The 25,325-nt window shown below is 66.9% G+C and carries 26 protein-coding genes; 9 read left to right on the forward strand and 17 right to left on the reverse strand.

All coding sequences use genetic code 11. From position 1 onward, the window contains the following. Positions 1 to 104: 104 nt before the first annotated feature. On the reverse strand, positions 105 to 2,483 hold the full coding sequence (locus ACODSL_RS04120; protein ID WP_488899361.1) for a TonB-dependent receptor: 2,379 nt from the start codon (positions 2,481 to 2,483) through the stop codon (positions 105 to 107). Positions 2,484 to 2,707: 224 nt separating this feature from the next. Between ACODSL_RS04120 and ACODSL_RS04125 the strand changes: the two genes are divergently transcribed. After that, positions 2,708 to 3,595 carry an alpha/beta fold hydrolase gene (locus tag ACODSL_RS04125; protein ID WP_488899362.1) on the forward strand — a complete coding sequence of 296 codons (888 nt, stop codon included), beginning with the start codon at positions 2,708 to 2,710 and terminating at the stop codon, positions 3,593 to 3,595. On the opposite strand, the gene ACODSL_RS04130 is transcribed toward ACODSL_RS04125, so the two are convergent. Both ACODSL_RS04130 and ACODSL_RS04135 read right to left on the reverse strand, forming a co-directional pair. Beyond that, positions 3,561 to 4,805, reverse strand: a complete 1,245-nt coding sequence (locus ACODSL_RS04130) for an alpha/beta hydrolase family protein (protein ID WP_488899363.1) — start codon at positions 4,803 to 4,805, stop codon at positions 3,561 to 3,563. The genes ACODSL_RS04125 and ACODSL_RS04130 overlap by 35 nt on opposite strands. Before the next feature lie 170 nt (positions 4,806 to 4,975). Continuing rightward, positions 4,976 to 5,599, reverse strand: a complete 624-nt coding sequence (locus ACODSL_RS04135; protein ID WP_488899364.1) for a TetR/AcrR family transcriptional regulator — start codon at positions 5,597 to 5,599, stop codon at positions 4,976 to 4,978. Between the two features lie 168 nt (positions 5,600 to 5,767). On the opposite strand from ACODSL_RS04135, the gene ACODSL_RS04140 reads away from it, so the two are divergent. The 7 genes from ACODSL_RS04140 to ACODSL_RS04170 all read left to right on the forward strand — a co-directional run bounded on the left by ACODSL_RS04140 (position 5,768) and on the right by ACODSL_RS04170 (position 13,812). Further along, positions 5,768 to 6,709, forward strand: coding sequence for a VOC family protein (locus tag ACODSL_RS04140; protein WP_488899365.1), 942 nt, complete (start codon positions 5,768 to 5,770; stop codon positions 6,707 to 6,709). Continuing rightward, the gene (locus ACODSL_RS04145) at positions 6,706 to 7,476 is read left to right on the forward strand and encodes an SDR family NAD(P)-dependent oxidoreductase (protein WP_488899366.1); all 771 of its coding nucleotides are present in this window, start codon (positions 6,706 to 6,708) and stop codon (positions 7,474 to 7,476) included. The genes ACODSL_RS04140 and ACODSL_RS04145 overlap by 4 nt, the downstream gene beginning before the upstream one ends. 15 nt (positions 7,477 to 7,491) lie before the next feature. Next, complete coding sequence (locus tag ACODSL_RS04150; protein WP_488899367.1) at positions 7,492 to 8,259, forward strand: SDR family NAD(P)-dependent oxidoreductase; 768 nt, start codon at positions 7,492 to 7,494, stop codon at positions 8,257 to 8,259. 271 nt (positions 8,260 to 8,530) lie between these two features. Beyond that, positions 8,531 to 10,582: an alkaline phosphatase D family protein gene (locus tag ACODSL_RS04155; RefSeq protein WP_488899368.1), complete on the forward strand. Its 2,052-nt coding sequence runs from the start codon at positions 8,531 to 8,533 to the stop codon at positions 10,580 to 10,582. Positions 10,583 to 10,740: 158 nt separating this feature from the next. Next, positions 10,741 to 11,703, forward strand: a complete 963-nt coding sequence (gene trhO, locus ACODSL_RS04160) for an oxygen-dependent tRNA uridine(34) hydroxylase TrhO (RefSeq protein WP_488899729.1) — start codon at positions 10,741 to 10,743, stop codon at positions 11,701 to 11,703. Between the two features lie 65 nt (positions 11,704 to 11,768). Next, complete coding sequence (locus ACODSL_RS04165; protein WP_488899369.1) at positions 11,769 to 12,629, forward strand: phosphate/phosphite/phosphonate ABC transporter substrate-binding protein; 861 nt, start codon at positions 11,769 to 11,771, stop codon at positions 12,627 to 12,629. Next, on the forward strand, positions 12,610 to 13,812 hold the full coding sequence (locus tag ACODSL_RS04170) for a hypothetical protein (protein ID WP_488899370.1): 1,203 nt from the start codon (positions 12,610 to 12,612) through the stop codon (positions 13,810 to 13,812). The genes ACODSL_RS04165 and ACODSL_RS04170 overlap by 20 nt, the downstream gene beginning before the upstream one ends. Positions 13,813 to 13,821: 9 nt before the next feature. Here the strand turns inward: ACODSL_RS04170 and ACODSL_RS04175 are convergent, their stop codons facing one another. After that, complete coding sequence (locus ACODSL_RS04175) at positions 13,822 to 15,021, reverse strand: CaiB/BaiF CoA transferase family protein (RefSeq protein ID WP_488899371.1); 1,200 nt, start codon at positions 15,019 to 15,021, stop codon at positions 13,822 to 13,824. Between the two features lie 141 nt (positions 15,022 to 15,162). Here ACODSL_RS04175 and ACODSL_RS04180 point away from each other — a divergent pair, with 141 nt between their 5' ends. Further along, on the forward strand, positions 15,163 to 15,387 hold the full coding sequence (locus ACODSL_RS04180; protein WP_488899372.1) for a hypothetical protein: 225 nt from the start codon (positions 15,163 to 15,165) through the stop codon (positions 15,385 to 15,387). Between the two features lie 50 nt (positions 15,388 to 15,437). Here the strand turns inward: ACODSL_RS04180 and ACODSL_RS04185 are convergent, their stop codons facing one another. From ACODSL_RS04185 to ACODSL_RS04245, 13 genes are read right to left on the reverse strand one after another with little or no spacing between them, the layout of a single operon-like run. After that, positions 15,438 to 15,572: a hypothetical protein gene (locus tag ACODSL_RS04185; protein WP_488899373.1), complete on the reverse strand. Its 135-nt coding sequence runs from the start codon at positions 15,570 to 15,572 to the stop codon at positions 15,438 to 15,440. Positions 15,573 to 15,624: 52 nt separating this feature from the next. Continuing rightward, complete coding sequence (locus ACODSL_RS04190; protein ID WP_488899374.1) at positions 15,625 to 16,092, reverse strand: chemotaxis protein CheE; 468 nt, start codon at positions 16,090 to 16,092, stop codon at positions 15,625 to 15,627. Beyond that, the gene (locus ACODSL_RS04195) at positions 16,089 to 16,697 is read right to left on the reverse strand and encodes a response regulator (protein WP_488899375.1); all 609 of its coding nucleotides are present in this window, start codon (positions 16,695 to 16,697) and stop codon (positions 16,089 to 16,091) included. Before ACODSL_RS04195 ends, ACODSL_RS04190 begins: the two co-directional genes overlap by 4 nt. 7 nt (positions 16,698 to 16,704) lie before the next feature. After that, entirely contained in the window at positions 16,705 to 17,055 is a 351-nt protein-coding gene (locus ACODSL_RS04200; protein ID WP_488899376.1) for a DUF8776 family protein, read from the reverse strand. 10 nt (positions 17,056 to 17,065) lie between these two features. After that, a complete protein-coding gene (locus ACODSL_RS04205) occupies positions 17,066 to 17,605 on the reverse strand; it encodes a chemotaxis protein CheD (protein ID WP_488899377.1) in 540 nt (179 codons plus the stop codon). Then, complete coding sequence (locus ACODSL_RS04210; protein WP_488899378.1) at positions 17,602 to 17,991, reverse strand: response regulator; 390 nt, start codon at positions 17,989 to 17,991, stop codon at positions 17,602 to 17,604. Before ACODSL_RS04210 ends, ACODSL_RS04205 begins: the two co-directional genes overlap by 4 nt. A 3-nt stretch (positions 17,992 to 17,994) precedes the next feature. After that, entirely contained in the window at positions 17,995 to 19,023 is a 1,029-nt protein-coding gene (locus tag ACODSL_RS04215; RefSeq protein WP_488899379.1) for a protein-glutamate methylesterase/protein-glutamine glutaminase, read from the reverse strand. Then, the gene (locus ACODSL_RS04220; RefSeq protein ID WP_488899380.1) at positions 19,020 to 19,892 is read right to left on the reverse strand and encodes a CheR family methyltransferase; all 873 of its coding nucleotides are present in this window, start codon (positions 19,890 to 19,892) and stop codon (positions 19,020 to 19,022) included. Before ACODSL_RS04220 ends, ACODSL_RS04215 begins: the two co-directional genes overlap by 4 nt. Further along, positions 19,889 to 20,356, reverse strand: a complete 468-nt coding sequence (locus ACODSL_RS04225) for a chemotaxis protein CheW (protein ID WP_488899381.1) — start codon at positions 20,354 to 20,356, stop codon at positions 19,889 to 19,891. Before ACODSL_RS04225 ends, ACODSL_RS04220 begins: the two co-directional genes overlap by 4 nt. 4 nt (positions 20,357 to 20,360) lie before the next feature. After that, complete coding sequence (locus ACODSL_RS04230; RefSeq protein WP_488899382.1) at positions 20,361 to 22,565, reverse strand: chemotaxis protein CheA; 2,205 nt, start codon at positions 22,563 to 22,565, stop codon at positions 20,361 to 20,363. 10 nt (positions 22,566 to 22,575) lie between these two features. Further along, positions 22,576 to 22,941, reverse strand: coding sequence for a response regulator (locus tag ACODSL_RS04235; protein ID WP_488899383.1), 366 nt, complete (start codon positions 22,939 to 22,941; stop codon positions 22,576 to 22,578). After that, positions 22,941 to 23,225: an STAS domain-containing protein gene (locus ACODSL_RS04240; protein WP_488899384.1), complete on the reverse strand. Its 285-nt coding sequence runs from the start codon at positions 23,223 to 23,225 to the stop codon at positions 22,941 to 22,943. Before ACODSL_RS04240 ends, ACODSL_RS04235 begins: the two co-directional genes overlap by 1 nt. Then, complete coding sequence (locus ACODSL_RS04245) at positions 23,225 to 24,865, reverse strand: methyl-accepting chemotaxis protein (RefSeq protein ID WP_488899385.1); 1,641 nt, start codon at positions 24,863 to 24,865, stop codon at positions 23,225 to 23,227. Before ACODSL_RS04245 ends, ACODSL_RS04240 begins: the two co-directional genes overlap by 1 nt. Positions 24,866 to 25,325 lie beyond the last annotated feature (460 nt).

Raw genomic sequence — 25,325 nt, forward strand, 5'->3', positions numbered from 1 at the left:
CACCGATCTTGCATCCTAACCCGCCGACCCCGCCGTGGAAGAAGAGACGCCGGGCCCCTGAGGGTCCCGGCGCCAGTCATGAGGTCGTCAGGGAGTTTGCCGGATTAGAAGGCCTTGGACACGATCAGGCCGAAGGTCCGCGGTTCGAGCAGACGCGCATTGCGGTACCGGCCGATCAGCGCGTCCTCGATGATGATGTTGGTGATGTTGTCGCCGTCCGTCACGTTCTTGACGAAGAAGCGCACCTCCGTCTGGGTCGTGTCGTTGCGGAACCGCGCCTGCAGGTCGATCACACCCCAGGAGTCGATGCGATCCGTGGGCGTGTTGTATTCGCGGGCGAAATAGGAGTCCTGCCAGACCGCGTCCACGCGCCAGGTGGACGTCCAGTCCCCCCAGATCGCGCCCGTCGTGTACTGGCCACCGAACTTGATCTTGGCCGGAGGGGAGTGAGGCAGCTCGTTGCCGGCGAGATTCACCTGAACCGTCGGGGTCGTCGCCGTCAGGCTCTGGGCCGGATTGGCGGCGTCCTCACTGAAGAAGGTCCCGATCTCGGTGTTGAGCGTCGAGAGGTTGGCGTCGAACAGCCAGTGGTCGTCCGGCGCATACACGAACTCCGCCTCGAAGCCGTAGATGGTGGCGTCGGCGTTACGGGTCACGACGCCGCCGTTGATACGCTGGCCGAGCTGCAGGCCCGAGTAGTCGTAGTAGAAGGCCGCGAAGTTGGCCTGCATCCGGCCACCGAGAAGGGTGTTCTTGGCGCCCAGTTCGTAGGCCGTGACCGTCTCGGGGCCGTAGGTCGGGACCGTTCCGCTGTTGTTCAGACCACCGCCCTTGTAGCCGGTGGCGACCGAGCCGTAGACCAGCGTGGTGTCGGTGAACGACAGGTCCGGCGTCCAGTCCAGCGCCGCCTTGTAGGTCATCTTGTTCCCGGAATACTCCGAGTAGGTCCAGGGCACGAGCCCGGTCAGAACGATCGAACGCGACTCGCCGGAGCGTTGCTCGTCCGTGTAGCGAGCCCCCAGGGTCAGGCGCAGCGTGTCCGACAGCGTGAAATAGGTCTCGCCAAACAGCGCCCAGGTTTCGTTCTTGCCGTTCCGCGACAGGGCGGACACGTGCCAGGTTTCAGCCGGCCGGCCATTTGCGCGCTGGAAATACTCGATCGCCGGGTGCCAGGTCTCGAACCCGCCCGAGCTGGTCCCCTTGAGGCCGAACACGCCGATCAGGAAGTTGAACCCGCCGTCGTAGTCGGAAGCCAGCCGCAGCTCGCCCGTCGTCGTGGTGCTGCGGGTCGTGAAGCTGTCGGTGGTGAGCAACCGGTCGGTGGTGACCACCGTATTGCGGTCCTTGTTGTAGGTGATCGGCGCGGTGAAGCGGAACGGCAGGTCGGCGTTGTCCCAGTCCGTGTTCTGCTCCGACGAGCCTTCGGAATAGGCCAGGACCGTCGAGAGCTTCACCGGCCCGAAGTCGTGGTCCAGGTTGAACGTCGCGAAGTCCTGGTCCAGCAGGTACCTGGGGTCCGTGTCGGCCTGGACCTTGCGCAGATCATGCGGGTTTGGCGCGCCGGCATAGATGTTTCCACCGACCGGGAACGGCGTGAAGAACCGGGCCAGGGTCTGCAGAATCGTCGTGCTGGCGGTTGGAGAATCGAAGCCCAGCTGCCGCGGATCGCACCCGAGCACGGGATGCGCCTTGCAGAGCCGCTTGCCCTCGCGGGCGCGGGTGCTGTCTTCGTCGTAGCGGCCGACGATCAGGGTGGCGTCGGTATTCTCGCCGAGATCGAAGGTCACGGTCCCGCGCAACGCCCATTGGTCGCGACCGTCAATGTCGTTCCCGGTGCCCAGGTTCTCGGTGTAGCCGTCGCGCTTGAGGCTGTAGCCCGCCAGACGCACCGCGACCCGATCTCCGAGCGGGATATCGACGGCGCCGCCGATGCGCACGTTGGAGAAGTTGCCCAGCTGGACGCTGAAGTCACCGCCGAAGTCGCTACCCGGACGCTTGGTGATCAGGTTGATCGCGCCGCCGGTCGTGTTCCGGCCGTAGAGCGTGCCCTGGGGGCCGCGCAGCACCTCGATGCGCGCCATGTCGAAGAATTCGTTCTGCGGAAGGTAGCCGATGGCGGCGCCGTTGACGAACGACTGCACGCCCAGGTCCGACGAACCGAGCGCGTTGGTGCCGATGCCCCGCAGCGTGAAACGGTCGTTGCCGGTCAGGACGGCGTTGGGAATCGAGAACTGGATGTCCGTCGCATCTTCGATCTGGGCCCGATCAAGCGTCGCTTCCGAAAAGGCGCTGACGGCCAGCGGCACATCCTGAAGGGCCTGCTCCCGCTTCTGCGCGGTCACGATGATCGCTTCGACCCCCGTCGCCGCGGGCGTAGCTTCGACAGCCGACGCGGCCGTCGGTCCGGCAATCACCGCCGCGCACAGAGCGGCCACCGAAGCGCCGGCCAGCATGGCCTTTGAACGCGATGTCCAGGTGTTCATTGGTTCCCTCCCCATTTTCGTTGAGCGCTGGTCACGCCCTCTATTATATTCTTCGTCAATAACACTAGCCACGCCGGCGCGAAGGCGTCAAGCTTTATTATTCATATCGTCAATAGTGATGTGCCTGATAACGGGCGCCTGGCCGGGAGCCTCGTTGGTCAACGCGGCCTTTGAATCGTTCCCTATTGACGGTAGATTGAACAACGCTCCGGGAGCCGCCTGCCTTGCTAACCAGCCTCGTGATCACGGCTTCGGACGGCTGTCCCCTGCATCTGATGCGGCGCGGGTCAGGCCCGGTGATCGTGCTCTGTCATGGGTTTCCGGACTACTGGCGCGGGTGGCAGGCGCAGATCGAGACCCTGTCGCGGCGCTTCACCGTGATCGCGCCCGACGGACGGGGCTGCAATCTGTCCGGGAAGCCTCGGGACCTCTCAGCCTATCGGCTGGAGCGGCTGGCCGCCGACATCGACGATATCCTGAACAGCCAGGCCGGCGACGGGCCCGCGCTGCTTGTGGGCCATGACTGGGGCGGCGCCGTGGCCTGGGCCTACGCCGCCGCGCGCCCGGGCCGACTCGCAGGCCTTTGCGTGCTCAGCGCGCCCCACCCTGCCGTCCTTGCGGCGGCGCTCCGGGACGACCCGGCTCAGAAACAGGCGTCGGCCTACATGCCACGCCTCCGGGCCGCAGGCGCCGAAGCGCATTTCGAGGCCGACGACTACCAGGCCCTCCGCGGCATGCTCGATCGCCTCAAGGAGCTCGGACTGTCCAACGCTGCTGATGAGGTGGCCTATATCGAAGCCATGTCGCGCCCGGGGGCCCTGACCGGCGCGCTGAACTGGTATCGCGCGAATCCCGTCGAGGACGGCGCGCCGACCGGCGCCGAGGGGCCCGTCACCTGCTCGGTCGAGTTGCTGTGGGGGGATCAGGATGACGCGCTCCTGCCGAGTCTGGCCGAGCGCCACCGCGTCCTCGCGCCGGACCTCCGAATCCGGATGTACGAAGGCGCAGGCCACTGGCTGCAGCGCGAGAGGGCCGAGGCCGTCAGCGAGGCGATCGCCGCCTTCGCCGACCGTGTCTTTACGGTCCGGCAGGCGGGTCATGGCCCAGGCTGAAGCCCAGCGACCAGCGCTTGGGGAACCCCCTGGCGACCCCATCTGGCGGCAATGGCCTGAGATACCCGGCCCGACCCGCGTCACCCTTGAGCGTCAGGTCGAGGAAGGCGACGATGAAGTGGGCGTTGATAGCGCGCAGGCGATCCTTGCGCCAGACAGGTTCCTCGAAGCCCTCGAAGGTCTCGAACGCGGCCCGCGCGGCAGGCGGCGCGTCGGCGCCGACAAGATTGTGGCGGGCGTTGGCGAAAACGAGGATGCGGCGGTCGGAGCCCGTCAGGCCGTCATAGATCGCCCGCACGCCATCGACATAGCCAGCGACATCGTCGTGGTCGCCGGCGATCACGAGGGTGGGTGTTCTGACATTCGCGAGACCGGCGGCGGTCCAGCTCCCGTTCCCGGCCTGGCCACCCCATGGGGCGATAAGCACGAGCGCTTTCAGACCGTCCGCCGGCAGGGCCCGGCCTTCGGTCTGTTCCGCGAGCAGCCCGCCGGGGATCCGGCGGTAGAAGGCGCCGGATGAATTGTAGCCCGCGCCGGCGGTGGCAAGGGCGCCAAACCCGCCCATCGAGTAGCCGATCAGGGCGATCCGGTCGGGATCATACGCACCGGCCAGCGCGAAGTCGGAGGCGCCGGCAAGGACGCGGAGGCGGGCGATGACGGCCTGCTGGTCACGGGCCCGGTTGGCCGCGACATGGGCGAAGGAAAGCGCGAAGCCGCCGGCGTCCCTGAACGGTGGATCGTCATGGTCGATCGCCGCAACGACGTATCCGCGCGACGCCAGGGTCTCCGCCAGATCCGCCGTGTAGGTCGCCCAGCCGCCGTAGCCGTGGGAAATCACCACCAGCGGGCCGGAGTGCTTCTCGGCCGCCGCACCCTCTCGCGCGCAGCCGGGAATCTCGAACGCGGCGTCGGCTTCTCCCGGACGCCGGACCCGTCCTTCGTATGATTTCCCGGCCCCAGTCCCGGCGACAGCCGGATACCAGACTGCAACCCTGAGCGTCCGGTCGGTCCTGGCGATCCGCCCGGTCATCTGGTTCGACGCCGGCAGGTCCGGCCGTTCAGCGACCACCACCGGGACAACCGTGACTCCGACCGGACTGGGACCGGACCGGGCCAACTCCGGCGCATCCACCGCCGCCTCGCACGCAATCACCGGCGTCGCGGCAGCGAGCAGGAGCGTCGCCAGAAGGGGCGACAGGAAGCCGTGCATGGGTGCGCCTCCAGCGAGCAATCGTCAAAAAAAGCCCCGGCGCGAGGCCGGGGCGAAGAGCCTTTGCGCAAGGCGGATCGAGGACAGGAGAAGGAGACCCCGGCTGGCGCCAGCGCTCCCGATCACGTCCGACAGGTTGCTAGCCCGGGCAGGCGTCGTCAACTATTATATTATTCGTCAATAGTGGAGCCGAGCCACGCGGCCAGCTGCTTGCCACCGCCGGTTATGATCTGGACGCACATTTCCTCGGCGGTCGGGATATCGACCTGCCCTTCGGCGACCAGCTTTCCGGCGCGGTCCGTCATCGCCATCAGCATCTGGACGGCGAGTGTCGCCATCTCACGGCTGAAGCCATACTCGCGGCGCGTCTCACGCACGAAGTAGCGAACGGTGCGCTCAAGACCCTCGGCGGAGGCGGCCTCCATCAACCGGGCCACGGAAGGGTCCGCCACAAGAGTCTGAATCAGGGCTCCCCGCTCGCTGGTGTGCTCAAGGTACACGCGCGTGGTCTGGCGAATGAGGTCCTCATAGGTCTTCGCCTCAAGCGCCCGCTCCATGCCCCGACTGTCGAGGTCGGCCTGTTCCCGGTGCAGCAGGGCGGCAAGCAGGACTTCGCGGCTCGGGAAGTAGTTATAGACGAGGGCCTTGCTGACCCCGCTTTCGCGCCCCAGCCGCTCCATGGACACGGCCGTCAATCCCTCGTCGAGGATGAGCCGGGCGGCGAAGTCGAGGATCTGCGACCGGCGGACTTCCGGCGCCAGGCGGGTGCGTTTGCGAGGTTCAGCGAGCGTCATTCAGATCATCCGGCGCGAGACCGCCATCATCCCTCAATGCGCGGCCGGCGCAACGCCCGGGCTGCACGACAATGTCACTCCGTGCAGGCGTGAGAGGCCGTTGCCGTGTCAACACTATTGACTGATTGTATAATAGCGAGATAGGTCGGCATCGCAAGCGAGGCCGGAATGATCAGAGGCGTCCATCAGATCGGAATTTCAGTCGCCGACCTCGACGGGTCGGTTCGTGGCTACAGGTCTGCCGCAGGGCTTGCTGAAGTCGCCCGCTGGAAGGATCCGGCGACCGGCGCGCAGTGCGCCCTGATGAAGGGCGTGAACGGCTATCTGGAACTAGGCTGCTATCCGGGATCGTCGGATCAAACCCCGGAGTACCCGCCGGTCAACCAAGCCGGGATTACCCACTTCTGTGTCCAGGGACGGTCGATTGACGACGTCATCCAGGGCCTCCAGGGCGACGGATTCTCGTTTCCCGACCCACCGGTCGATCTGAAAACGGGTTTCCTCTACGCCTATGGCCGATCCGGAGAAGGATCCGTTCTCGAAGCCGAGGGCGCGCCCTTCGCGCGCGCTCAACCGGCAAGCTGGATCGGGCATGTGGCCTACGCCACCCACGATCTGGAGCGGCTGGCCGGCTTCTACGGGAAACTGCTCGGGGCGCCTGTCCAGTACAGCCCCCGGCTCAGAAACAACGCCGACTATGACCGGGTGACGGGTCTGACGGACGTCGACGTCCTGGCGGCCTGGGTGCGCGGCGCGAACTTCGCGCTCGAGTTCTGGCAGTACCTCAACCCCGAGACCACCGCCCGCACCTCGGACCGTGCCCGGGAAGCGCCCGGCTACGCTCATGTCGGGTTTGAAGTGGAGGAGCTGGAAGCCGGCGTGGCCCAGGCGCTCGACCTCGGCGCCCGGCAAGTCGAGCCCGCGAGGCAGGTCGGCCCCTGGCGCGAAGCGCTGGTCCGTGACCCGGACGGCAATCTCATCAAGCTGATCGAATGGGGCGTCGAGGCGAACGGCTGCCGTCTCGCCGACCTTTCGGCGCCCGACATCCTGGCGGCGGTGGCCGCGGACTTCGATCTCCACCTCAAAGCCGCCGCGGACGCCAAGTCATGACTTCACCTGAGCGCAGGGTCGCCCTGGTCACCGGCGCCGCCCGCGGGATCGGACTGGCCACGGCCAACGCCCTGGCCCGTTCAGGCGTGGACATCGTGCTGGTTGATCTCCCGAGTTCACCGCTCGGCGAGGCCGCGACGCTCGTGTCCGCCCACGGCGGTCGGGCCGTCGTTCTTGAGGGAGACGTCTCGAGCGAACAGGATTGGGAAACGGCGATCGCCCGATGCCGCGAGGCATTTGGCCGGCTCGACATCCTGGTCAACAACGCCGGCGTTTCGGGGCCTATCGGGCCGCTGGTCGACTGCTCCGTCGAGGCGTTTGACCGAGTTCAGGCAGTCAACACCCGGGGCGTCTTCCTCGGCATGAAGCATGCCGCGGCCTCACTCATCGAGCGGCGCGGCGCCATTGTGAACGTATCGTCGATTTCCGGTCTCGGCGGCGGTCGGAACACGATCGCCTACACCGCCAGCAAGCATGCGGTCGTCGGCATGACGAAGCTGGCGGCGATGGAGTTCGCCGGCACGGGCGTGCGTGTGAACGCTGTCTGCCCGGCGCCGACAAGCACCGACATGACCCTGGCCCTCGCACGTCAAATGCGTCCTGACGACCCGGACAGCTTCCCGGAAGATTTCGCCAAGTTCATCCCGCTGGGCCGCTACGGCGAGCCCCCGGAAATCGCGGACGCCATCGTCTTTCTCGCCAGCGACGCGGCGAGCTTCATCACCGGGGTCGCGCTGCCAGTCGATGGCGGCGCCTGCGCCCGCTAGCCAAGGAGACACCTCATGGATCTGAAAATGCAGGGCATGCGCGCCCTTGTGACCGGCGGCACGCGCGGCATCGGTCTGGAGATCGTTCGCGGCCTCCTGCGCGAGGGATGCGCCGTCGCCACCTGCGCCCGTGGCGAAGACGGCCTGGCCAGGCTCCAGACGGAGGCGCGGGCCAGCGGCGGCGTGGTGATCGGGGACGCGCTCGACGTCCGCGACCACGCGGCCTTCTCCGCCTGGTTCGCAAAGGCCGTTGAAGGCCTTGGCGGCGTTGATGTCGTGGTCAGCAATGTCTCGACCCGCCCGACCACAGCCGGTGACGAGATGTGGCGTGAGACTTTCGAGACCGACCTGCTTCAGCACGTCCGGGTCGCTGAACTGGCCATGCCCTACCTGCTCGACAACGGCCGATCGTCCCTGACCTTCGTGTCGTCGATCGCCAGCGTCCTCACCCAGCTGCCGCCGGGCGAGGAAGCCTACGGGACCATGAAGGCGGCCCTGATCAACTATGCCGGCCAACTGGCAAACCGTCACGGCGGACGCGGCGTCCGGATCAATTGCGTATCCCCCGGCCCGATCTTCTTCGAGGGCGGCTTCTGGGACCAGGTCCGGATCCACCATCCGGCTCTGTTCGAGTCGGCCGCCGCACGGTCGGTGTTGAGCCGCCACGGCACGCCACAGGAAGTGGCCGACGCCGTCACCTTCCTCGCCAGTCCGCTCGCCAGCTACATCACCGGCGCGAACCTCCGGGTCGACGGCGGCATGGTCAAGACGGCGAACTTCTAGACTCCCTTCCCCTTCCCGAAAACACTGGAGGACCTGACCGCGCAGACGGGCTTTGGGGGTCGCGGCCTGAGCGCATAGCGTCGTCCTTGGCCGCCCGGCCGCCGGTCGACCTTGCGGCATAGTCCTGGTCCTGACGGCGCGCGCCTGAACGAAAGTTAACTTGCGGCCCAGGGCTGAAAGGCGTCCGAAATCCTCCCAGTCGCCCGCGACCTGGCGGGAACGATGGCGCGACACGCCTCGGCAGGGCGCGTCAGTTCGGGAGGGATGGGCCATGGACAAGTCTGCACTGTCGCGGCGGGCCTTCGCCGCCCAGGCCGCCGCGCTCGGCGCGGCGCTCGCGTTCGGATCGGGTCCAGCGCAGGCGACATCTGCGGCGCGAAACGAACGTCGCGACCTGTTTCCGCAGGGTGTCGCCTCGGGTGATCCCCGTCCGGACAGTGTGATCCTCTGGACGCGGCGGGCGCCGGACAGCGGCGTCGCCTCACACCGGTTGACCGTTGAAGTCGCAAGCGATCCGAAGTTTGGCAAGATGATCGCGCGGGGCGATGTCGCGGTCACCGCGGCGACGGACTGGACCTGTCGCTTCCTTGCGGCCGGGCTGAAGCCCGCGCGGGAATACTGGTACCGATTTGTCGACGAGGCGGGCAACACGAGCCGGGTCGGTCGAACCCTGACGGCGCCCGCGGACAACGATGATCGCGCGGTCAAGTTCGCCTTCGTCAGCTGTCAGGACGTCACCCAGGGGGCCATGAACGCCTACCGGCGCATGCTCCATGAGGACGCCCGCCGACCGCGTGACGAACAGCTGGGCTTCGTCCTGCACCTCGGCGACTTCATCTACGAACTGGTCTGGTATCCCGAGGAAAGACCGGGCGGCATGGAGCGGGGCCGACGCCTGCGCGGCAATGTGCGGTACCCGCACGGCGAGAAGGTCACCACCTTCCACATCCCCACGGATCTGGACGACTACCGCACGGCCTATCGCGGCTACCTCAGCGACCCTGATCTGCAGGACGCCCGGGCCCAATGGCCGTTCGTTCCGGTGTGGGACAACCACGAGTTCAACTGGCGATCCTACCAGAGCCAGCAGATCATCAACGGCGCAATCCGTCCGGCGCAGAAGCTCAAGGTCGCGGCGAGTCAGGCCTGGTACGAGTATCAGCCCGCGCGGGTCCTCAAGGCCGGCACCGGCGACGTCTTCGAGGCCCCGGTGGTCGAGAACAAGCCCGTCGAGGACTTCGATGCGCGGGGCGTCGGGCAGGAGCCGAACAACCTTGCCGCCATCAACGCGCTGAAGATCCAGCGGTCGTTCCGGTATGGCAAGAACGTCGACATGATCCTGACGGACAACCGGTCCTTCATCTCACCGGGTGGCGACTACAGCGGGCTTCCCGATATCAAGTTCCCGGCCATGCCCGACGCGATGCTCGAGATTCTCGACCAGGGCCAGGCCTATGACGGCGGCCATCCGCCGGCCACCATCCGCCTGGGCGAACTCGAGTTTCCCAATCCGAACAAGGACGCGCCGCCGGAGGCCTATCTTGGCCTCGAGCAGATGGCCTGGTTCAAGGACCGTCTGCGCACGGCAAAGGCGCCGTGGAAGATCTGGGGCCATTCGTTCGGCACGCTCACCGGACGCACTGATCCCCAGAACCTGCCACCAGCGTTCGCGGGCCTGTGGCCGGCCGGTGGGGGATATGGCGTGACCACAGGCGCCTATCGCCTTGAGCACAGCGAGATCTTCGACATGGTCCGCGCGGAAGGGATCACCGGCCTGACCATCCTGGCGGGCGACAGACATGCGTTCTGGGCCGGCTATCCCTCGAAGACGCTGCCGCCTCGCGCGTTCGATCCGGTCGGCGTCGAATTCGTGACCGGCTCGATTTCGGCCCAGACCCTGGGCGAGGTGCAGCAACTCACCATGCCGAAGGATCGCCCGCTGCGGCCCCTCAATATCCATGACAAGCCCGACGGCTCGATGGAGACCAGCTGGAACATGACCCTGCTGCATGGGGTGAAGTCTTCCTTCGTCCTGAAGGAGACCGGTGACCCCGCCCAGGCGCGCGCGGCGAGCAATCCGGAACTGGCGCCGCATCTCAAGTTCCTGGACTACGCCGGACACGGCTACACGACGGTGCGCGCGACGCCGCATGAGCTGGAGGCCGAATTCGTCTGCATTCCGATACCGCTGGAACGCAGTGAAACGGACGATGGCGGCCCGCTGCGCTATCGGGTGAGTCACCGCGTTTCGCTCTGGAAGCCGGGGGAATCCCCTCTGCTCAGGCAGGACATTCTCGAAGGCGATCCCGGTCTCTCCATCTGACGGAAAGTGCGCGGTCGAGCATTCCGGGACGCTATCTTGTGGCGCCTGAACGCGATCTTCGCCGCCGGAGCATCGTCGGTCTTCAGACGTCGCCTGCCCGCCTCGCGCCGAGAATTCGATTGATCCTGCCGCCGCGCCCGATCATCACCGCCGGCGTCATGATCGAAAGCCGTCCGTCCGTCCGCGTCGCCGCATTGTACCGGTTCTCGTCGTTCGACGACTGCGCGAGCCTGCGGGGCGGACTTCAGGGGGTCTGCGCCGCGCACGGGATCAAGGGCACTCTGCTGCTGGCGCCCGAGGGCGTGAACGGAACGATCGCTGGATCGCCGGAGGGACTCGAGGCGGTGCTTGCGCACATCCGCGCCCTGCCGGGCTGCGCCGACCTGTCGGTGAAACTGTCCTCGGCCGAGACGATGCCGTTCTACCGGATGAAGGTCCGCATAAAGCGCGAGATCGTCACCATGGGGCAGCCGGGCATCGATCCCCTGACCGACGCCGGGCACTATGTAGCGGCAGGCGACTGGAACGACCTGATCACAGACCCCGACACGGTCGTGATCGATACCCGCAATGACTACGAGGTGCGGATCGGCACCTTCGCCAACGCCGTGAATCCGGAGACGGCCAGTTTCCGCGAATTCCCCGACTGGTTCCGCGCCAATCGCGAGACGCTGCTGGCCGGCAAGACGGCGCCGAAGATCGCCATGTTCTGCACCGGCGGCATCCGCTGCGAGAAGTCCACCGCCTTCCTCAAGGCCGAGGGACTGGACGCGGTGTTTCATCTCGACGGCGGCATCCTGAAATACCTCGAAACCGTCCCCGAGCCGATGAGCCTCTGGCAGGGCGAATGCTTCGTGTTCGACCAGCGAGTCTCCGTCGGCCACGGCCTTGCGCCGGGAACCCATGTCCTGTGCCACGGCTGCCGCATGCCGGTGACGCCGGCCGAGCAGGCCTCGCCGCTCTTCGAGTCCGGCGTGAGCTGCCCTGCCTGTCATGACCACCGGGACGCCGGACAGAGGGCCGGCTATGCCGAGCGTCAACGCCAGGTCGCCCTGGCCACAGCGCGCGGGACCGAACACCTCGGCGTCGTCCCCGCCGCGAAGACTGACGCCGGGGATTGATTCCCCCGTGCTATAGCCGCGTCAAATGGGCCGCTCATGCCCGCCAGTGTTTCAGGGAAGCCCCGTTGACCGAACCGACGCTGATCATGGGCGCCGTCGCCTACGCCCCCAAGGTGGTCACCATCTGGGAGGGCTTCAAAGCCTGGTTCGGCCAGCAGGGCTTCGCCTTCGACTACGTCCTCTACTCAAACTACGAGGCGCAGGTGGAGGCGCAGTTCGACGGCACCCTGCACCTCGCGTGGAACTCGCCGCTGGCGTGGGTGCGGGCAGACCGGATCGCGCGCAGCCGGGGACAGTCGGTGCAGGCCGTGGCCATGCGCAACACCGACTGCAATCTGCGCTCAGTGATCGTCGTGCGGGATGACAGCCCGATCCAGTCCGAAGCCGACCTGCGCGGCCGGACCCTGGGCGTGGGCGCGATCGACTCGCCGCAGGCCACGCTCCTGCCGCTGCATCATCTGCGGCGGGCCGGGCTGGTCGGGGGAGAGGACTTCACCGTGCGCCGCTTCGACGTGCTGTCAGGCAAGCACGGCGACCATATTGGCGGAGAGCGCGACGCGGCGAAGGCCCTGATGGCCGGCGAGGTGGACGCCTGTTGCATGATCGACGGCAACCACCTGGGCTTCGGTCTCGACGGTACGCTGCCCTCGGGCGCGACACGGATCGTTGCCCGCACCGAGCCCTACGACCACTGCAACTTCACCACCAGCCCCGACGCGCCGCAGGCAGCCATCGACCGGTTCGTCGCGCTGCTGCTGGCGATGCAGTGGGACGATCCGCAGGTGCGACCTCTGCTGGAGCTGGAAGGCCTGAAGAAGTGGAAGCCGGGTCGCACCGAGTTCTATCCGGCCCTGGCCGAAGCCGTGGACGAGCAGGGCTTCTATGGCCCCGATGGAAGCATTCTCCGTGCCGACTATCGATATTGAAGGGCTCGGCCTGGACGACGGCGGCCTGCTGCTCGTCCGGCGCGCGCTGGCGGACCTGTCCGCCGGCGAGAGCCTGCGCGTGCGCGGGGGACCGCCCGGATGGGACCTGCACCTGACCGCCTGGTGCCGGCAGCAAGGTCATGACGTCGAAATCCATCGCCTGACGAGCGGCGATGTCGAGGCGGTGGTAACGCGCGGCCCCTGGGCCGAGGGCCGCTGGCGAAATGCCCTCGGGAGCGGTCATTCCCGGCTGGCTGACGATGAGCTGCCGGCCGAGGTCGCCGACGCGGCCTGGGGCCTGGCCGCGCGCGGCGCGACCGTGGAAGCGGGCGGGCCGTTGATCGGCTTCGGCCTGAGCCGCCGCGACGATCTCTGGGCCGCAACCGCCGGCGACCTCTACCGCCAGGCCGCCGCCGCCCAGTGGGACCCGCAGACGGCGATCGACTGGGACGCGCCGTTCGACCTGCCCCCCGCCATCGAGGCGGCGGTGGTTCAGGTCATGACCTATCTGGTCGAGAACGAGAACGCGGCATTGGTGGTCCCGGCCAGGCATCTGGGCCAGGTCCACCCGCACTTCCGCGAAGTGCAGCAGTTCCTGGCCCTGCAATGCGCCGACGAGGCCCGACACATCGAGGTCTTCACGCGGCGGCTCGGCCTGCGCGGGCATGAGCCGATGCTCTCCACGGCCGGCGGTCAGGCGTCGCTGAACACCCTCCTGCAGGCGCCGGACTTTTCGTCGGCGACCTTTCTGCTGTCGGTGCTCGGCGAGGGCAGCTTCATCACGCTGCTGAACTTCCTGCACGCCCATGCGCCGGACCCCGTGACGTCCCAGATCTGCCGCCTCGCCGCGCGGGACGAAGCCCGGCACGTGGCCTTCGCCATGGCCCATCTGGAGCACCGGCTGACTGCCCAGCCCGACTACCAGACCCGCCTTCAGAATGCGGTCGAGCAAAGGCACGAAGAGCTGGCGCCGACGGCCGGGCTGAACGAGGAGGTGTTCGACTCCCTGGTTCTGCTGGCCGCCGGCGATCTGACGCCCGCCGCCGTGGCGCGGGGCCATGCAGCTGTTCAGCAGCTCAAGCTCGACATGGCCGCCGGGCGAAAAGCGCGCCTGCTGCGGCTGGGCTTCGGCGTGGACGAGGCGCAACGCCTGGCCGACATGCACACGCGCAACTTCATGTAGGCGGGGCGGTCAGGGTTTGGCGGTCGCCGGCCAGTCCGCGAGTTCCGCCAGCACGTCGTCCGTGTCCTGACCGATCCGGGGCGGGTCGCGCAGGATGGCGGCGGGCGTTTTCGAGAACCGCAGGCCGGGCTTCATCGCCCGATAGGTCCCCTCCCCCGCCAACGTACGCTCCTCGAACAGGGTCTGGCTGAGCTGGGCGTCCTCGAAGATCATCGTCGGCGTATTGGCCCGCATGACCGGGATGGAATTGGCGGCGCCCAGCGCCATCCATTCGTCGGTCGTATGGCTGGCCGCCGCCTCGCCCATCATGGCGTAGTATTCGGCGACCTTTTCCCTGCCGCTGGTCTTCGACGTGAAGCGCTCGCTCTCGTAGGCGCCCGGCAGGCCGCCCAGTTCCATGAACTTCGCGGACTGGCCGGCATTCGCAGGCATGACCGTCAGATAGCCGTCCTTCGTCTTCATCGGCTTGCGATGGGGCGTGATGGCGGTGGTGAAGCCGAAGCTGCTGGTCGGCGGGATGAAGGTCTCGCCATAGAGATGTTCGGCCATGAGGAAGCCGGTGAAGGTCTCCAGCATCGGTACGGCCACATACTGGCCTTCGCCGGTCTGCTCCTTGTGACGCAGGGCCGCCAGGGTGGCGATCACGGCGAACAGGCCGCAGGTCTTGTCGGCCAGGAACGACGGCAGGGGCCGCAGCTCGGCCTCCGGGTCCACCAGTTGCCCGAGACCACAGGCGCCGCTGGCCGATTGGATCAGGTCGTCGAATGCCTGCAAACCGGCGTAGGGGCCCGCCTCGTCGTAGCCCATCGCCTCGACGTAGACGATGTCAGACTTGATGGCCGCGACCTGCTCGTAGGAAAAGCCCAGCCGGGCCACTGCGGCGGGGCGCATGTTGTGGATAAAGACGTCGCCGGTCGCGACCAGCTTCCGGAGCGTTTCGCGCCCCTCGTCCGTCTTCAGATCCAGGCTCACCGACCGCTTGTTGCGATTGAAGGCGACATAGCCGGGACCCATTTCCTTCGAGTTCGGAGCCTTGCCCGAATTGCGCTGGCGATCGCCTGAAGGCTCCTCGACCTTGATGACGTCCGCGCCCAGATCGCCCAGCGTCTGGGTGGCGTAGGGACCGAGCACGAACTGCGTCAGGTCGATGATCCGGACCCCCGCGAGCGGTCCGGGCCGGACGCCATCGGTCGAGGTCTTGTCAGTCATGGTGGGGTCCAATCGCTGCTGCTGGCCCGAGACTGGCGCCTCGGCCACCCCTCCCGCAATGCCCTTCGGAGGGCAAGACTTTCCGACGGCGACCCGGGTCTCTCCAAGAGCCACGGCTTTTCAACAGGCCTGACCGCCATCATGGACACCAGTCAAATCCCTCATATCAATGGCACCCCGAGAACGCCGGTGGCCATATCGCCGGAGAGCGAACGGAAGATCCGTCATCTCTACAAAAGCGATTTCCTGTTGTTTGAGGCCTTGAATGACTCGCGGGCGGCGAAGACCGGCGAATTGGTACCGCTCAAGGGGCGTTCACTTGCGTTCCTTGGGTCGATGGACCCGGAAGCCGACACCTCGCATTAGCTTGGGATGCCCGCGCGGCCGCCATCCAGTCATGACGGCCTGACAGAGCATCACCCGCCCGACCCGCCGACGTCGCGCTGGTCGATCAGCCTGCCCAGCAGGGGGCGGCGGTCGAGCGCCGTTTCGAAGGCGCATAAAGCCCTGAAGACATCGACGCCGATCTCATCGAACACGTCGGTGAGCACGGCGGCGGTCGCACGCTAGACGACCCCATGGGTCCGGGATGGCTGCCCGGACCTAAGGATGTTCCCTGTGCCCGCGCAGGCGCACCAGGCCATCGACCACCCTCATTCGGTCGGCGTTGCTCATCGTCTGGTCGACGTGCAGGCAGTGCAGCGCCGCCACGTGGACATCGACGGCGGGCCAGTCCCAGGCGCCCTTCTCGGCGCAATGATCAAGAAGGTCGCAGAAACTCGCACAGGCTTCCGGGAAACCCTGGCGCGGATCGCACACCGACGCATCGATAATCTGCATGACAAGTTTGTAGAGGCCATGAGGACCGTTGACGCCGCGGCCCGCCGCGGCCGGCCCGTAGTCCGCATCGATCTGGGCCAGCTTGGTCCGGATTGAAGCGTTGCACACCTCGGCCAGACTGCAGAGGGCGGCGTCGGCGCTCGCCAGCGCCTCGACGACCAGCTTGCCGCCGCCGTCGAACATCGCGGCCCGCAGGCGATTGCGGACCCGGAATCGCCTGACGACGGTCACAGGGCCACCTTGGTGGGTTTCATCATTGCGTTGATCTGGTCCTGTGACAGGTTCGGCATCGTCGCCTGGCCAACGTGGGCGGACAGGTCCTCGGCGCGCCGGCCGTCCATCCCCGCCGGTGGTCCTTCGCGCCGAAAGCGTCGGTCGGGGCCGGCATAGCTGTCCACCTCGATGAACATCCGGTCCTCCTTGGCGATCCAGTAGATCCGTTCCAGCACCGTCTTCGGGCGGATCGGCTTGGCGATCGTGTAGTTTGCGCCGCAGTCCCTGGCCTTGGTGACGTCCGTCTTTCGGGTGTGGGCCGTTATCAGGATGATCGGGACGAAGCGGTTCTGTTCCGGCGCCTCCCGGCGGATCCAGCTCGTCAGGGCGTAGCCGTCGATTTCGGGCATGTAGGCGTCGGTGATGACCAGGTCGAACTGGCCCTTCGACAGCTGGATGCGCGCTTCCTCGCCGGAGTTGCAGCGCACGACACTGCGCACGCCGAAACCGCTTACGACCTGGCCGAGGATGTCGAGAGACTGCGGGTTGTCGTCGACAAGCATGACGACAAGCTTTTCCAGGTTGATCCTGACGCTCGGCAACATGTTGGCGCGCGGGGTCATGACGGTCTCAAAAGAGGTCCAGATCGCCGGCCGCCTGGGCCTGCAGGGAGTCGACGCCCGCCAGATTGCTGGCCAGCGCATGGAGCCCCACCGAGGACAGCACCGCCGGGAGATCAATCATCACGTCGGGCGAAACCCGCGCCGCCGTCTTGCCGATAACGCAGGTCAGGTCGTGAAGCGTCTGGCTGAGCAGATCGAGTTGCTGGAGGCGATGATGGTCGCCAAGCACCGCCTCATCGCCATCAATCAGGTCGCCCACGTAGCGCTGACAGTCGTCGGACAGGACGGCGGCTGAACTGATCGCATTGCCGATCCTGATCAGGAGGTGACGCAGAAGCACGTTGTCGGGGCAGGCCATGGCAGACATCTCAGAACAGCTCCACATCGCCGGACAAGGCAGGTTGGGGTTGCCGCGAGACCGGCAGCTCCGATGGCAGGGACGACACCGCGCGTACCCGGGCCCGGCCGGATTCCGGCCAGAACTCCACGCGCCTGGCGGCCACGCCGCCAAGGCTTTCGCTGACGATCGGGATCGCCTCCACGCCGAGGAAGCGCCGTACAAAGCTGGCATTGCCGGCTCCTACGTCCGACAGGCCGTCGAACATGCGCGCGCCGCCGAACACCTTGGCCTGCAGCCGCGCGCGAGATGCGCCCATCTTCAGCAGGCTGTTGATCAGCAGTTCCATGGCGAACGCGCCGTAGCGCACCGCCTCGGAGTCCCCGCGCTCACCGGCATCGGCGAGCAGGAAGTGATTCATCCCGCCAAGACGCGCGACCGGGTCGTGGAGACAGGCGGACACGCAGGATCCGAGCACCGTGGTCAGCAGGACGTTCGGGTCGGCCGACACATGGCTTTCCCCCTGGATCACGTGAACCTTGGTGACCGGTCGCTCGAGGCCGACGATCATGTCAGGCTCCCGAACACTTCCTCGATCTTTTCCTTCAGCGTCGAGACGGTGAAGGGTTTGACGAGGTAGTTGTTGACGCCGAACTGGGCGGCCCGCCGCACGAGATCGTCGTCGGCCCGGCCGGTCAGCATGATGAAGGCGACCTGTCGTGTCGGCTCGTGCGACCGAAGCGCCCGCAACAGGCTGAGCCCGTCGAGCTTTGGCATGTTGAAGTCGGACACAACGAGGTGGACCGGGTGCTGGATGACGCTGCGCAGCGCGTCCTCCCCGTCGATGGCTTCTTCGATCTGCGTGAAGCCGATCTGCTGCAACCCGTTGCGAACCAGGGCGCGCATCGTCAGTTGATCATCGACGACCAGGGTCTTGATGGCGGCGGCGGCGGGCATGCTTCAGCCTCCTGCCCGACAAAGATCGAGGATGGACTCCGCGATGCGGTCGAGGCCGCACTGACGCTCGACGGCGCCAATCTCGAACGCGACACGGGGCATGCCGTAGACCACGCAGCTGTCGGCGTCCTGACCCAGGGTCCTCGCCCCGGCGGCGCGCATTTGCTTGAGCCCGTCCGCGCCATCGCGGCCCATGCCGGTCAGGATCACGCCCACCGATCGCGCGCCGGCCGTCGCGGCGACGGACCTGAACAGCGTATCCACGGACGGACGATGGCCATTGACCAGGTCGCCGGCGCGGAGACGGCATCGCAGCGTGTTCGAGCCTGTGACTTCGAGATGGGCGCTCCCGCCGGGGGCCAGCCAGATGCGGCCCGGTTCGATGGGCGCTCCGTCCCAGGCCTCAGCCACGCTCGCGTCGGTGCAACGGTCCAGGCGGGCGGCGAAGCCGGGGGTGAAGGTGGACGGCATGTGCTGGGTGATGACGGTCGGGGGGCAGTCCTTCGGGAAGGACGAAATGATCGTCAGGAGGGCCTCGACCCCACCGGTCGAGGACCCGATCGCCACCAGGTCGCCATTGGGGCGGTAGGATGCGGGGGCCGGCCGGGTCGCCCCCGGCTGGCCGATCGGCCGAACCCGTGCGCCAGCGGCCGCCCGCACGCGGGCCGCCAGCTCCCCGAGCGCGTCTCCGCCCTGGGCTGGGCCGGAAGGTTTGGCGATGCAGTCCACCGCGCCGAGCTCAAGCGCGCGAAGCGTGGCGTCGGCGCCCGCCAGGGTCAGCGTCGACAGCATGACAACCGGCATCGGCCGCAGCCGCATGACCTTCTCGAGGAACTCGAGTCCGTTCATGTTCGGCATCTCGATATCGAGGGTGATCACATCCGGATTCAGCGCCTTGATCGCGGCGCGCGCTTCATGCGGGTCAGCGGCGTAGCCGACGACCTCGATCCCGGGATCGCGCTTCAGCGTTGCGCCAATCAACCCGCGCATCGTGGCGGAGTCATCGACCACAAGGACCCGGACCCGGCTCACGCCAGCTCTCCCGGGGCCCGGTAGGTGGTCAGACCGTCGCTGGCCAGGGTCGACCCAGGATAGCCCGCCCGTTCCGAATGTCCGACATAGAGACGGCCGCCGGGGGCCAGCAGCGGCGCGAACCGGCTCCACATGCGCTCCTGCGTGGGCTCGTCGAAATAGATCACGACGTTGCGGCAGAAGATGACGTCAAACGGCCCCTTCATGGGCCAGGGCTCCATGAGGTTCAGGACCTTGGGCGTGACCAGACCACGCGCCGTGGTTTTGACCGCCCAGGCCCCGTCCGGGCGCCGGTCCAGCCAGCGATTGCGCAGGGCCGGTGGCACGCCCTCAATCAGGTCGTCGGCATAGACGGCCTCTCGCGCCGTGGCGATCACGTTGGGATCAATGTCGGTCGCCAGGATCCTGACGTCGAGCTTTGCGGCTTCGGGAATGACGTCCAGAACCGTCAGGGCGATCGTGTACGGCTCCTGGCCTGTCGAACAGCCGGCGGACCAGATCCGCAGCCGCCTGCCCGCCCTTACGGCGGACGCCAGCGGCTCAAGCACCTTTGACCTCAGATGGTCGAAATGGTGCGGTTCACGGAAGAACCGGGTCACGTTGGTGGTCAGGGCCGCCAGCATCGACTGGCGCTCTTCCAGCCCGCGGTCGCTGGCCACCAGCTCGCAGTAGGCGTCAAACGACGGCAGCCCTAACACGCGAAGGCGCTTGGCGAGGCGGGAATAGACCAGCGTCGCCTTGCTGTCGGGCAGCGTGATCCCCGCCATGCCGTAGAGCAGCGACGCCACGGTCCTGAAGTCCGTCCGCGTGAAGGGAAACTCGCCATTGACCAGAACGTCGGTGGTCTCGGCCCGGGCCAGCGCGCTCATGCCGCCATCACCTCGATATCGGGCATGATCCGATCGATGGCGATCTGGCTGATCATCCGCCCCTCGATCGACATCAGACCACGGACAAAGCTCCGTACACGGTCGCAGGCGACGTCCGGCGTCGGCTGGATCGCATCCCGGGAGACGCTCAGAATGTCCGAGACAGCGTCGACCAGCAGGCCGACCAGCCGCCCGTCCGCGTTGATGACGATGATCACGCTGCGAGCAGAGGGCTCGGTCGCGGGCAGTTCGAGGCGAACCGCAAGGTCCAGGATCGGCAGGACCGCCCCGCGCAGATTGATCACGCCCCGCATGTAGGGTGGTGTCTGCGGCAGGGGGGTGGCCGGCGCCCAGCCGCGGATCTCGCGGACTGCCATGATGTCGACGCAGAACTCCTGATCGCCGATGCGGAAGGAAATCAGCTCGATCTGGTCGTGGCTCACCTGGGTGACGAGGTCAGTCATGGGGTCATTCCGCAGCGATGAGGGATGAATCGACGAGGCGGCTCGCATCACGCCTGCGCATGGACACCACGGCGTCCACGTCGAGGATCAGGGCGACACGGCCATCGCCGAGGATGGTGGCGGCGGCGATGCCGGGCACCTGGCGATAGTTGGATTCAAGACTCTTGATCACGACCTGCCGCTGACCCTGGATCGCGTCGGCGACGAGGGCGGCGCGCGCGCCGTCCTCGGTCTCGATCAGCAGGACCACCCTTTCACTGGGCGGGGGCGCGATAGTGCGGAACCCGAGCACACAGCCGATATCCAGCAGCGGAACATGCTCGTCCCGGACGGCCAGGACCATGCCGGTCGGCCCGAGCGGCCGAACCTCGTCGGGCCTCGGCCTGAGGCTCTCGACGATCGCCGTGAGCGGCACCACGAGGGTGTGGCCGGCAACGTCCACGACCATGCCGTCGAGGACGGCCAGCGTCAGCGGCAGGCTCAACGTGAAGGTGGACCCCTCACCCGGCCGGGACACGATCGAGATGCGACCACCGAGGGCCTGGATGCTCCGACGGACAACGTCCATGCCCACGCCACGGCCGGACACGTCCGACACCGCCGCGGCGGTCGAGAAGCCCGGCAGGAAGATCAGGTTGTCGATTTCCTCGTCCGTCAACTGGGCGTCGGCGGCCACCAGTTCCTTCTCGATCGCGATCGCGAGGACGCGCTTGCGGTTGATGCCGGCGCCGTCGTCACTGACCTCGATGACGATCCGCCCGCCACGGTGCAGCGCCGCCAGCCTGACGTGACCTTCGACGGGCTTTCCGGCGGCAACCCGCGCCTCCGGCGTTTCGAGACCGTGATCGATGGCGTTGCGGATCATGTGGGTGATCGGGTCGGCGAGACGCTCGATCACCGTCTTGTCCACCTCGGTGTTTTCGCCGTCGGTTGTCAGGCGCACCTGCTTTCCGGTCATCAACGCCGTTTCGCGCACGAGGCGCGGCATCCGCTGGAACACGGACTTCACCGGCTGGGCCCGGATGGCCATCACGCTTTCCTGGATTTCCCGGGTCAGCTGCTCAAGGTCATCGAGTCCGACCGACACGGCGCTGGACGGCGGCAGTCCGGATTCGGACACCCGTTGGGCCAGCATGGCCTGGTTGATGACAAGCTCACCGACCAGATCGATGAGGCGGTCAATGCGCTCCGGGTCGACGCGGATCGTCGCCGCCGGGGCAAACCCCTGAGCCTCCGCGCGCTCCGGCTGGGGCGCGTTGACCGGCCTGGCAGGCGGAGCCGGGGAAGGCGTGGACGCCGGGACCTGGACAAGGGGCGCATCCGGGAGGTCCAGCGCAACGGCGGGCATGACGACAAAGGCCGCAGGGGCAGGCGCCCCGGACTCAACAACCGGCTCCGCCTGGACCGACGCGATCAGGGCGGCGAAATCGAAGGCGGGCGCCACCGGCGCTTCCCCCGGCGCAACCGTGAGGTCGCAATCGCTGTCGACGAAGTCGAAGACATCACGGATCGCGGCCTCACCCTGGCTCGTTGTCAGGGTGATCTTCCAGGTCAGGTAGGCCTCGTCCGGGTCGAGATCTTCCAGGCCCGGGATGGCCGAGTCATCCAGCGTCGTTTCCACCGGACCCAGCCGCTCGAGCTCCCGGATCAACAGCGCCGGCTCATTGGCGTTCACGAACAGCGCACGGCGGGGCGTGAAGGAGATGGACCAGAGCCCAGTCGCTGGCGGCGAGAATTCGATGTCGATCAGCGGACCCGCGAGCGGGCGGAAACCAAAATCCGGTTCCGGAAGCACCGGCGTTGGCGCGCGGGCTTCCACGCCTCCCGAGATCAGCTGGTCAAGCTCGGCGGCCATGTCGAGCGTTCGGGGATCATCGCCCTCGCCACCGCCGCCCCGCGCACCTTCGACCAGATCGGCCAGAATGTCGGCGGCGCGCAGAAGGGCCGCCACCAGTGTCGGCGTGACGGCCATCCTCGACGACCGCACGGCGTCCATCAGTGTCTCGAATACGTGCGCGAAGCGGACCAGCCCTTCGAACCCGAAGGCGCCGGCGCCGCCCTTGATCGAATGCACGGCGCGGAACACCGCGTTGACCGTGTCATCGTCGGCGATGCCGCCCTGCAGGGCCAGCAGACCGCTCTCCAGGTCCGCGAGGAGTTCCTCGCATTCCTGGAAGAAGGTCGCCTTGATGGCTTCCATTTCGTCCACGTCGGATCCCCTAGGCGGCTACGCGGCGGATGGCGTTGACGAGCTTTTCCGGACTGAACGGCTTGACGATCCAGCCCGTCGCACCCGCCTCGCGCGCCCGCATCTTCTTTTCGGGATCGCTTTCCGTGGTCAGGACGAGGATCGGCGTGCCCTTCCAGGCCGCATCCGACCGGACCGCCTCGATGAAGCCGAAGCCGTCGAGATTGGGCATGTTGATATCGGTGATGATGATGTCGGGCGTCTCGCCCGCCAGCACCTGCAGTCCATCGACGCCGTCGATGGCCTCGATGACCCGATAGCCGGCGGTGACGAGCGCCAGCCGCAGCATGTCCCGCATGGTCCGGGAGTCGTCGACCGTGAGAACGGTTTGGGTCATCAGCTTTCGGTTCCCGTGACAGCGCCCGTCGCGAAGGTCGCCCCGAGCAGCCGCAGCCCCTGCGCGAGCGCCGGTGAAGGCTCAACGAGGTCGAAGCTGCAGGCGTCGTCAGCCCAGGTGCGCGCGCCGGCGAGCAGGACCTGAAGTCCCAGCGCGCCAAAACGCGTCACGCCGGAGCCGTCGAGCACCACCGGTGTCCCCCGGACGTCGAGCAGCGAGTTGCGGAGCGACGCGGCGGACGTCCCGTCGAGTTGTTGTGGAAGTGCGATGCAGGCCGGGTTCATCAGAACTCCTCCCAGCCTTCAGCGTCGGTCTTCAGGGCGTTCGCGCCGCTGGTCCGGGGCTTGAGGAAGGCATTGAGCCGCTCTCGCGCCGCCAGCACCGCCGGCTTTGCCGCTGGCGCGGACTGAGGTGACCGGGACACGGGGGTTGGCCGCGCGATCGGAGCGGACTGCCGACCCGAGCCGCCACCGATCGTGAACTGGTCAAGCAGACGGGCCAGCTCGGCGGTCTCGGACTTGAGCGAATGCGTCGCCGCCGTGCTCTCCTCGACCATGGCGGCGTTCTGCTGCGTCACCTGATCCATCTGATTGACGGCGGTATTGACCTCGTTGAGGCCGGTGGCCTGTTCCGCCGAGGACGCGGCGATCTCGGACACCAGGGCGTCAATCTCGCCGACCCGTTCAACGATCCGTCGCAGCGCGTCGCCGGTCTCGCCGACCAGCTTCACGCCTTCGCCGACCTGACTCGAGCTTGCGGAGATCAGCGCCTTGATCTCCTTGGCGGCCTCCGCTGACCGCTGCGCCAGGGCGCGCACTTCGGACGCAACCACCGCAAAGCCTCGTCCCGCGTCGCCGGCCCGGGCGGCCTCGACCCCGGCGTTCAGGGCCAGGAGGTTGGTCTGGAAGGCGATCTCGTCGATCACGCCGATGATCTGGGCGATCTGGTTGGAGGACTTCTCGATCTGCCCCATGGCCGACACAGCCTCGCGGACGACCGACCCCGAGTGCTCGGCTTCCCCGCGGGCGGTCGTCACCAGTTCCGAGGCCTGGCGCGCGCCGGAGGCGGCCTTCTTGACGGTGGCGGTCAGCTCATCCAGCGCCGCGGCCGTTTCCTCAAGGCTGGCCGCCTGTTGCTCCGTGCGCCGCGAGAGATCGTCCGACGCCAGCGCGATCTCATCGGTGCCCGTTCGAATGCCGTCGGTGGCGGCCGCCACGGCGCGCAGCGTTTCCTGCAGCGTATCAATGGCGCCGTTGTAGTCGTCCTTGAGCTTCTGGAAGTTCGGCGCAACGTCCGCGTCGAGCCGCGAGACCAGATCGCCGTCCGAGAGCACCGCCAGCGCCCGGCCGAGCGCTTCGACAATCTGGGCCTGCTGCGCCTCCGCGGCGAGCCGGATTGTCTCTTCTTCCTGTCGCTTCGCCTCGATCGTCTCGATGTAGATCGAGATGGCGAAATCCATATCCAGCAGCACCGCCTTCATGAAGCTGGCGACCTGCTGGCCCGCCTCTTCCGCGGTCGTCTGTTTTCCGAACGCGAAGCTCTTCGGCCAAGCCTGCTTTATGATGGCCTTGGTCAGATGTTCCGTCAGCAGCGCGTAGCCGCCGATATACCAGCGTGGCTCAAGGCCGATCCGCGCGTGGACCTGGCCGATGGCGCGTACCCCGCGCACATAGGAGTCCCCGTAGTCGGCGGACGCGATGAGATCCCAATGCTGGGACTGGCGGTCAGCCGCCGACGACATGTGGCTGTCGCTGGAGAAGAACTTCCGGGGTTCGGGGAAATTCCGCATCTGATTGTAGAAGGCATCGAGCGCCGGCCTGATCTCTCGCTGGATCAGCGGACGAAGAGACCGCAGCGTCTCCCGCGCCGGCCCGTCCAGTCTGGAGAAGTTCAGCCTCTCATTGAGCGCGTAGTCGTCTGCCATTGGAATCCCCGATCGAAAGCTGGCGCGGGCCATTGCCTTGCAGGAAGCGATTGACGGGCTCGTTGAGCGGATCGGCCAAAGGGCTTCACCGCCGTTCGAGGGGCCGGATTTCGCTCCAGTCGAGTCCTTCTGCGCGGGGGTAGCGCAACCAAGGGTTACCGCAGGTCACACCTTGCGCTTAGTGCACCCAATCCGGGTTTATAATAATGAGATTGAATGACCGACACTGCGGAACCATGTCCGACCCTGATGACCTTGGAAGAACAGAATTTCCCTCAGAAACGCGTTTATTTCATATGTCGCGTCCGGGCCAATACATTGACCGGTGCGACATCTTGGCAGCACAAGGCGCCATCTCGGGAAAACTATTGTTTACAGGGGTTGCCTTACTCAGGAGCCGAGCGCCTGAATGGCCCTCGGCACGCTCCCGACCGGACTCACGCGGCACGCCGGCATGACT

The sequence above is a fragment of the Caulobacter sp. FG121 genome, assembly GCF_057809815.1.

Excerpts from the sequence above, each read along its gene's own strand:
- ACODSL_RS04120 (WP_488899361.1), bottom strand. The coding sequence starts at position 2,483 with ATGAACACCTGGACATCGCGTTCAAAGGCCATGCTGGCCGGCGCTTCG.
- ACODSL_RS04130 (WP_488899363.1), bottom strand. The coding sequence starts at position 4,805 with ATGCACGGCTTCCTGTCGCCCCTTCTGGCGACGCTCCTGCTCGCTGCC.
- ACODSL_RS04135 (WP_488899364.1), bottom strand. The coding sequence starts at position 5,599 with ATGACGCTCGCTGAACCTCGCAAACGCACCCGCCTGGCGCCGGAAGTC.
- ACODSL_RS04140 (WP_488899365.1), top strand. The coding sequence starts at position 5,768 with ATGATCAGAGGCGTCCATCAGATCGGAATTTCAGTCGCCGACCTCGAC.
- ACODSL_RS04145 (WP_488899366.1), top strand. The coding sequence starts at position 6,706 with ATGACTTCACCTGAGCGCAGGGTCGCCCTGGTCACCGGCGCCGCCCGC.
- ACODSL_RS04150 (WP_488899367.1), top strand. The coding sequence starts at position 7,492 with ATGGATCTGAAAATGCAGGGCATGCGCGCCCTTGTGACCGGCGGCACG.
- ACODSL_RS04155 (WP_488899368.1), top strand. The coding sequence starts at position 8,531 with ATGGACAAGTCTGCACTGTCGCGGCGGGCCTTCGCCGCCCAGGCCGCC.
- trhO (WP_488899729.1), top strand. The coding sequence starts at position 10,741 with ATGATCGAAAGCCGTCCGTCCGTCCGCGTCGCCGCATTGTACCGGTTC.
- ACODSL_RS04175 (WP_488899371.1), bottom strand. The coding sequence starts at position 15,021 with ATGACTGACAAGACCTCGACCGATGGCGTCCGGCCCGGACCGCTCGCG.
- ACODSL_RS04180 (WP_488899372.1), top strand. The coding sequence starts at position 15,163 with ATGGACACCAGTCAAATCCCTCATATCAATGGCACCCCGAGAACGCCG.
- ACODSL_RS04195 (WP_488899375.1), bottom strand. The coding sequence starts at position 16,697 with ATGACCCCGCGCGCCAACATGTTGCCGAGCGTCAGGATCAACCTGGAA.
- ACODSL_RS04200 (WP_488899376.1), bottom strand. The coding sequence starts at position 17,055 with ATGGCCTGCCCCGACAACGTGCTTCTGCGTCACCTCCTGATCAGGATC.
- ACODSL_RS04205 (WP_488899377.1), bottom strand. The coding sequence starts at position 17,605 with ATGATCGTCGGCCTCGAGCGACCGGTCACCAAGGTTCACGTGATCCAG.
- ACODSL_RS04210 (WP_488899378.1), bottom strand. The coding sequence starts at position 17,991 with ATGCCCGCCGCCGCCGCCATCAAGACCCTGGTCGTCGATGATCAACTG.
- ACODSL_RS04220 (WP_488899380.1), bottom strand. The coding sequence starts at position 19,892 with ATGAGCGCGCTGGCCCGGGCCGAGACCACCGACGTTCTGGTCAATGGC.
- ACODSL_RS04225 (WP_488899381.1), bottom strand. The coding sequence starts at position 20,356 with ATGACTGACCTCGTCACCCAGGTGAGCCACGACCAGATCGAGCTGATT.
- ACODSL_RS04235 (WP_488899383.1), bottom strand. The coding sequence starts at position 22,941 with ATGACCCAAACCGTTCTCACGGTCGACGACTCCCGGACCATGCGGGAC.
- ACODSL_RS04240 (WP_488899384.1), bottom strand. The coding sequence starts at position 23,225 with ATGAACCCGGCCTGCATCGCACTTCCACAACAACTCGACGGGACGTCC.
- ACODSL_RS04245 (WP_488899385.1), bottom strand. The coding sequence starts at position 24,865 with ATGGCAGACGACTACGCGCTCAATGAGAGGCTGAACTTCTCCAGACTG.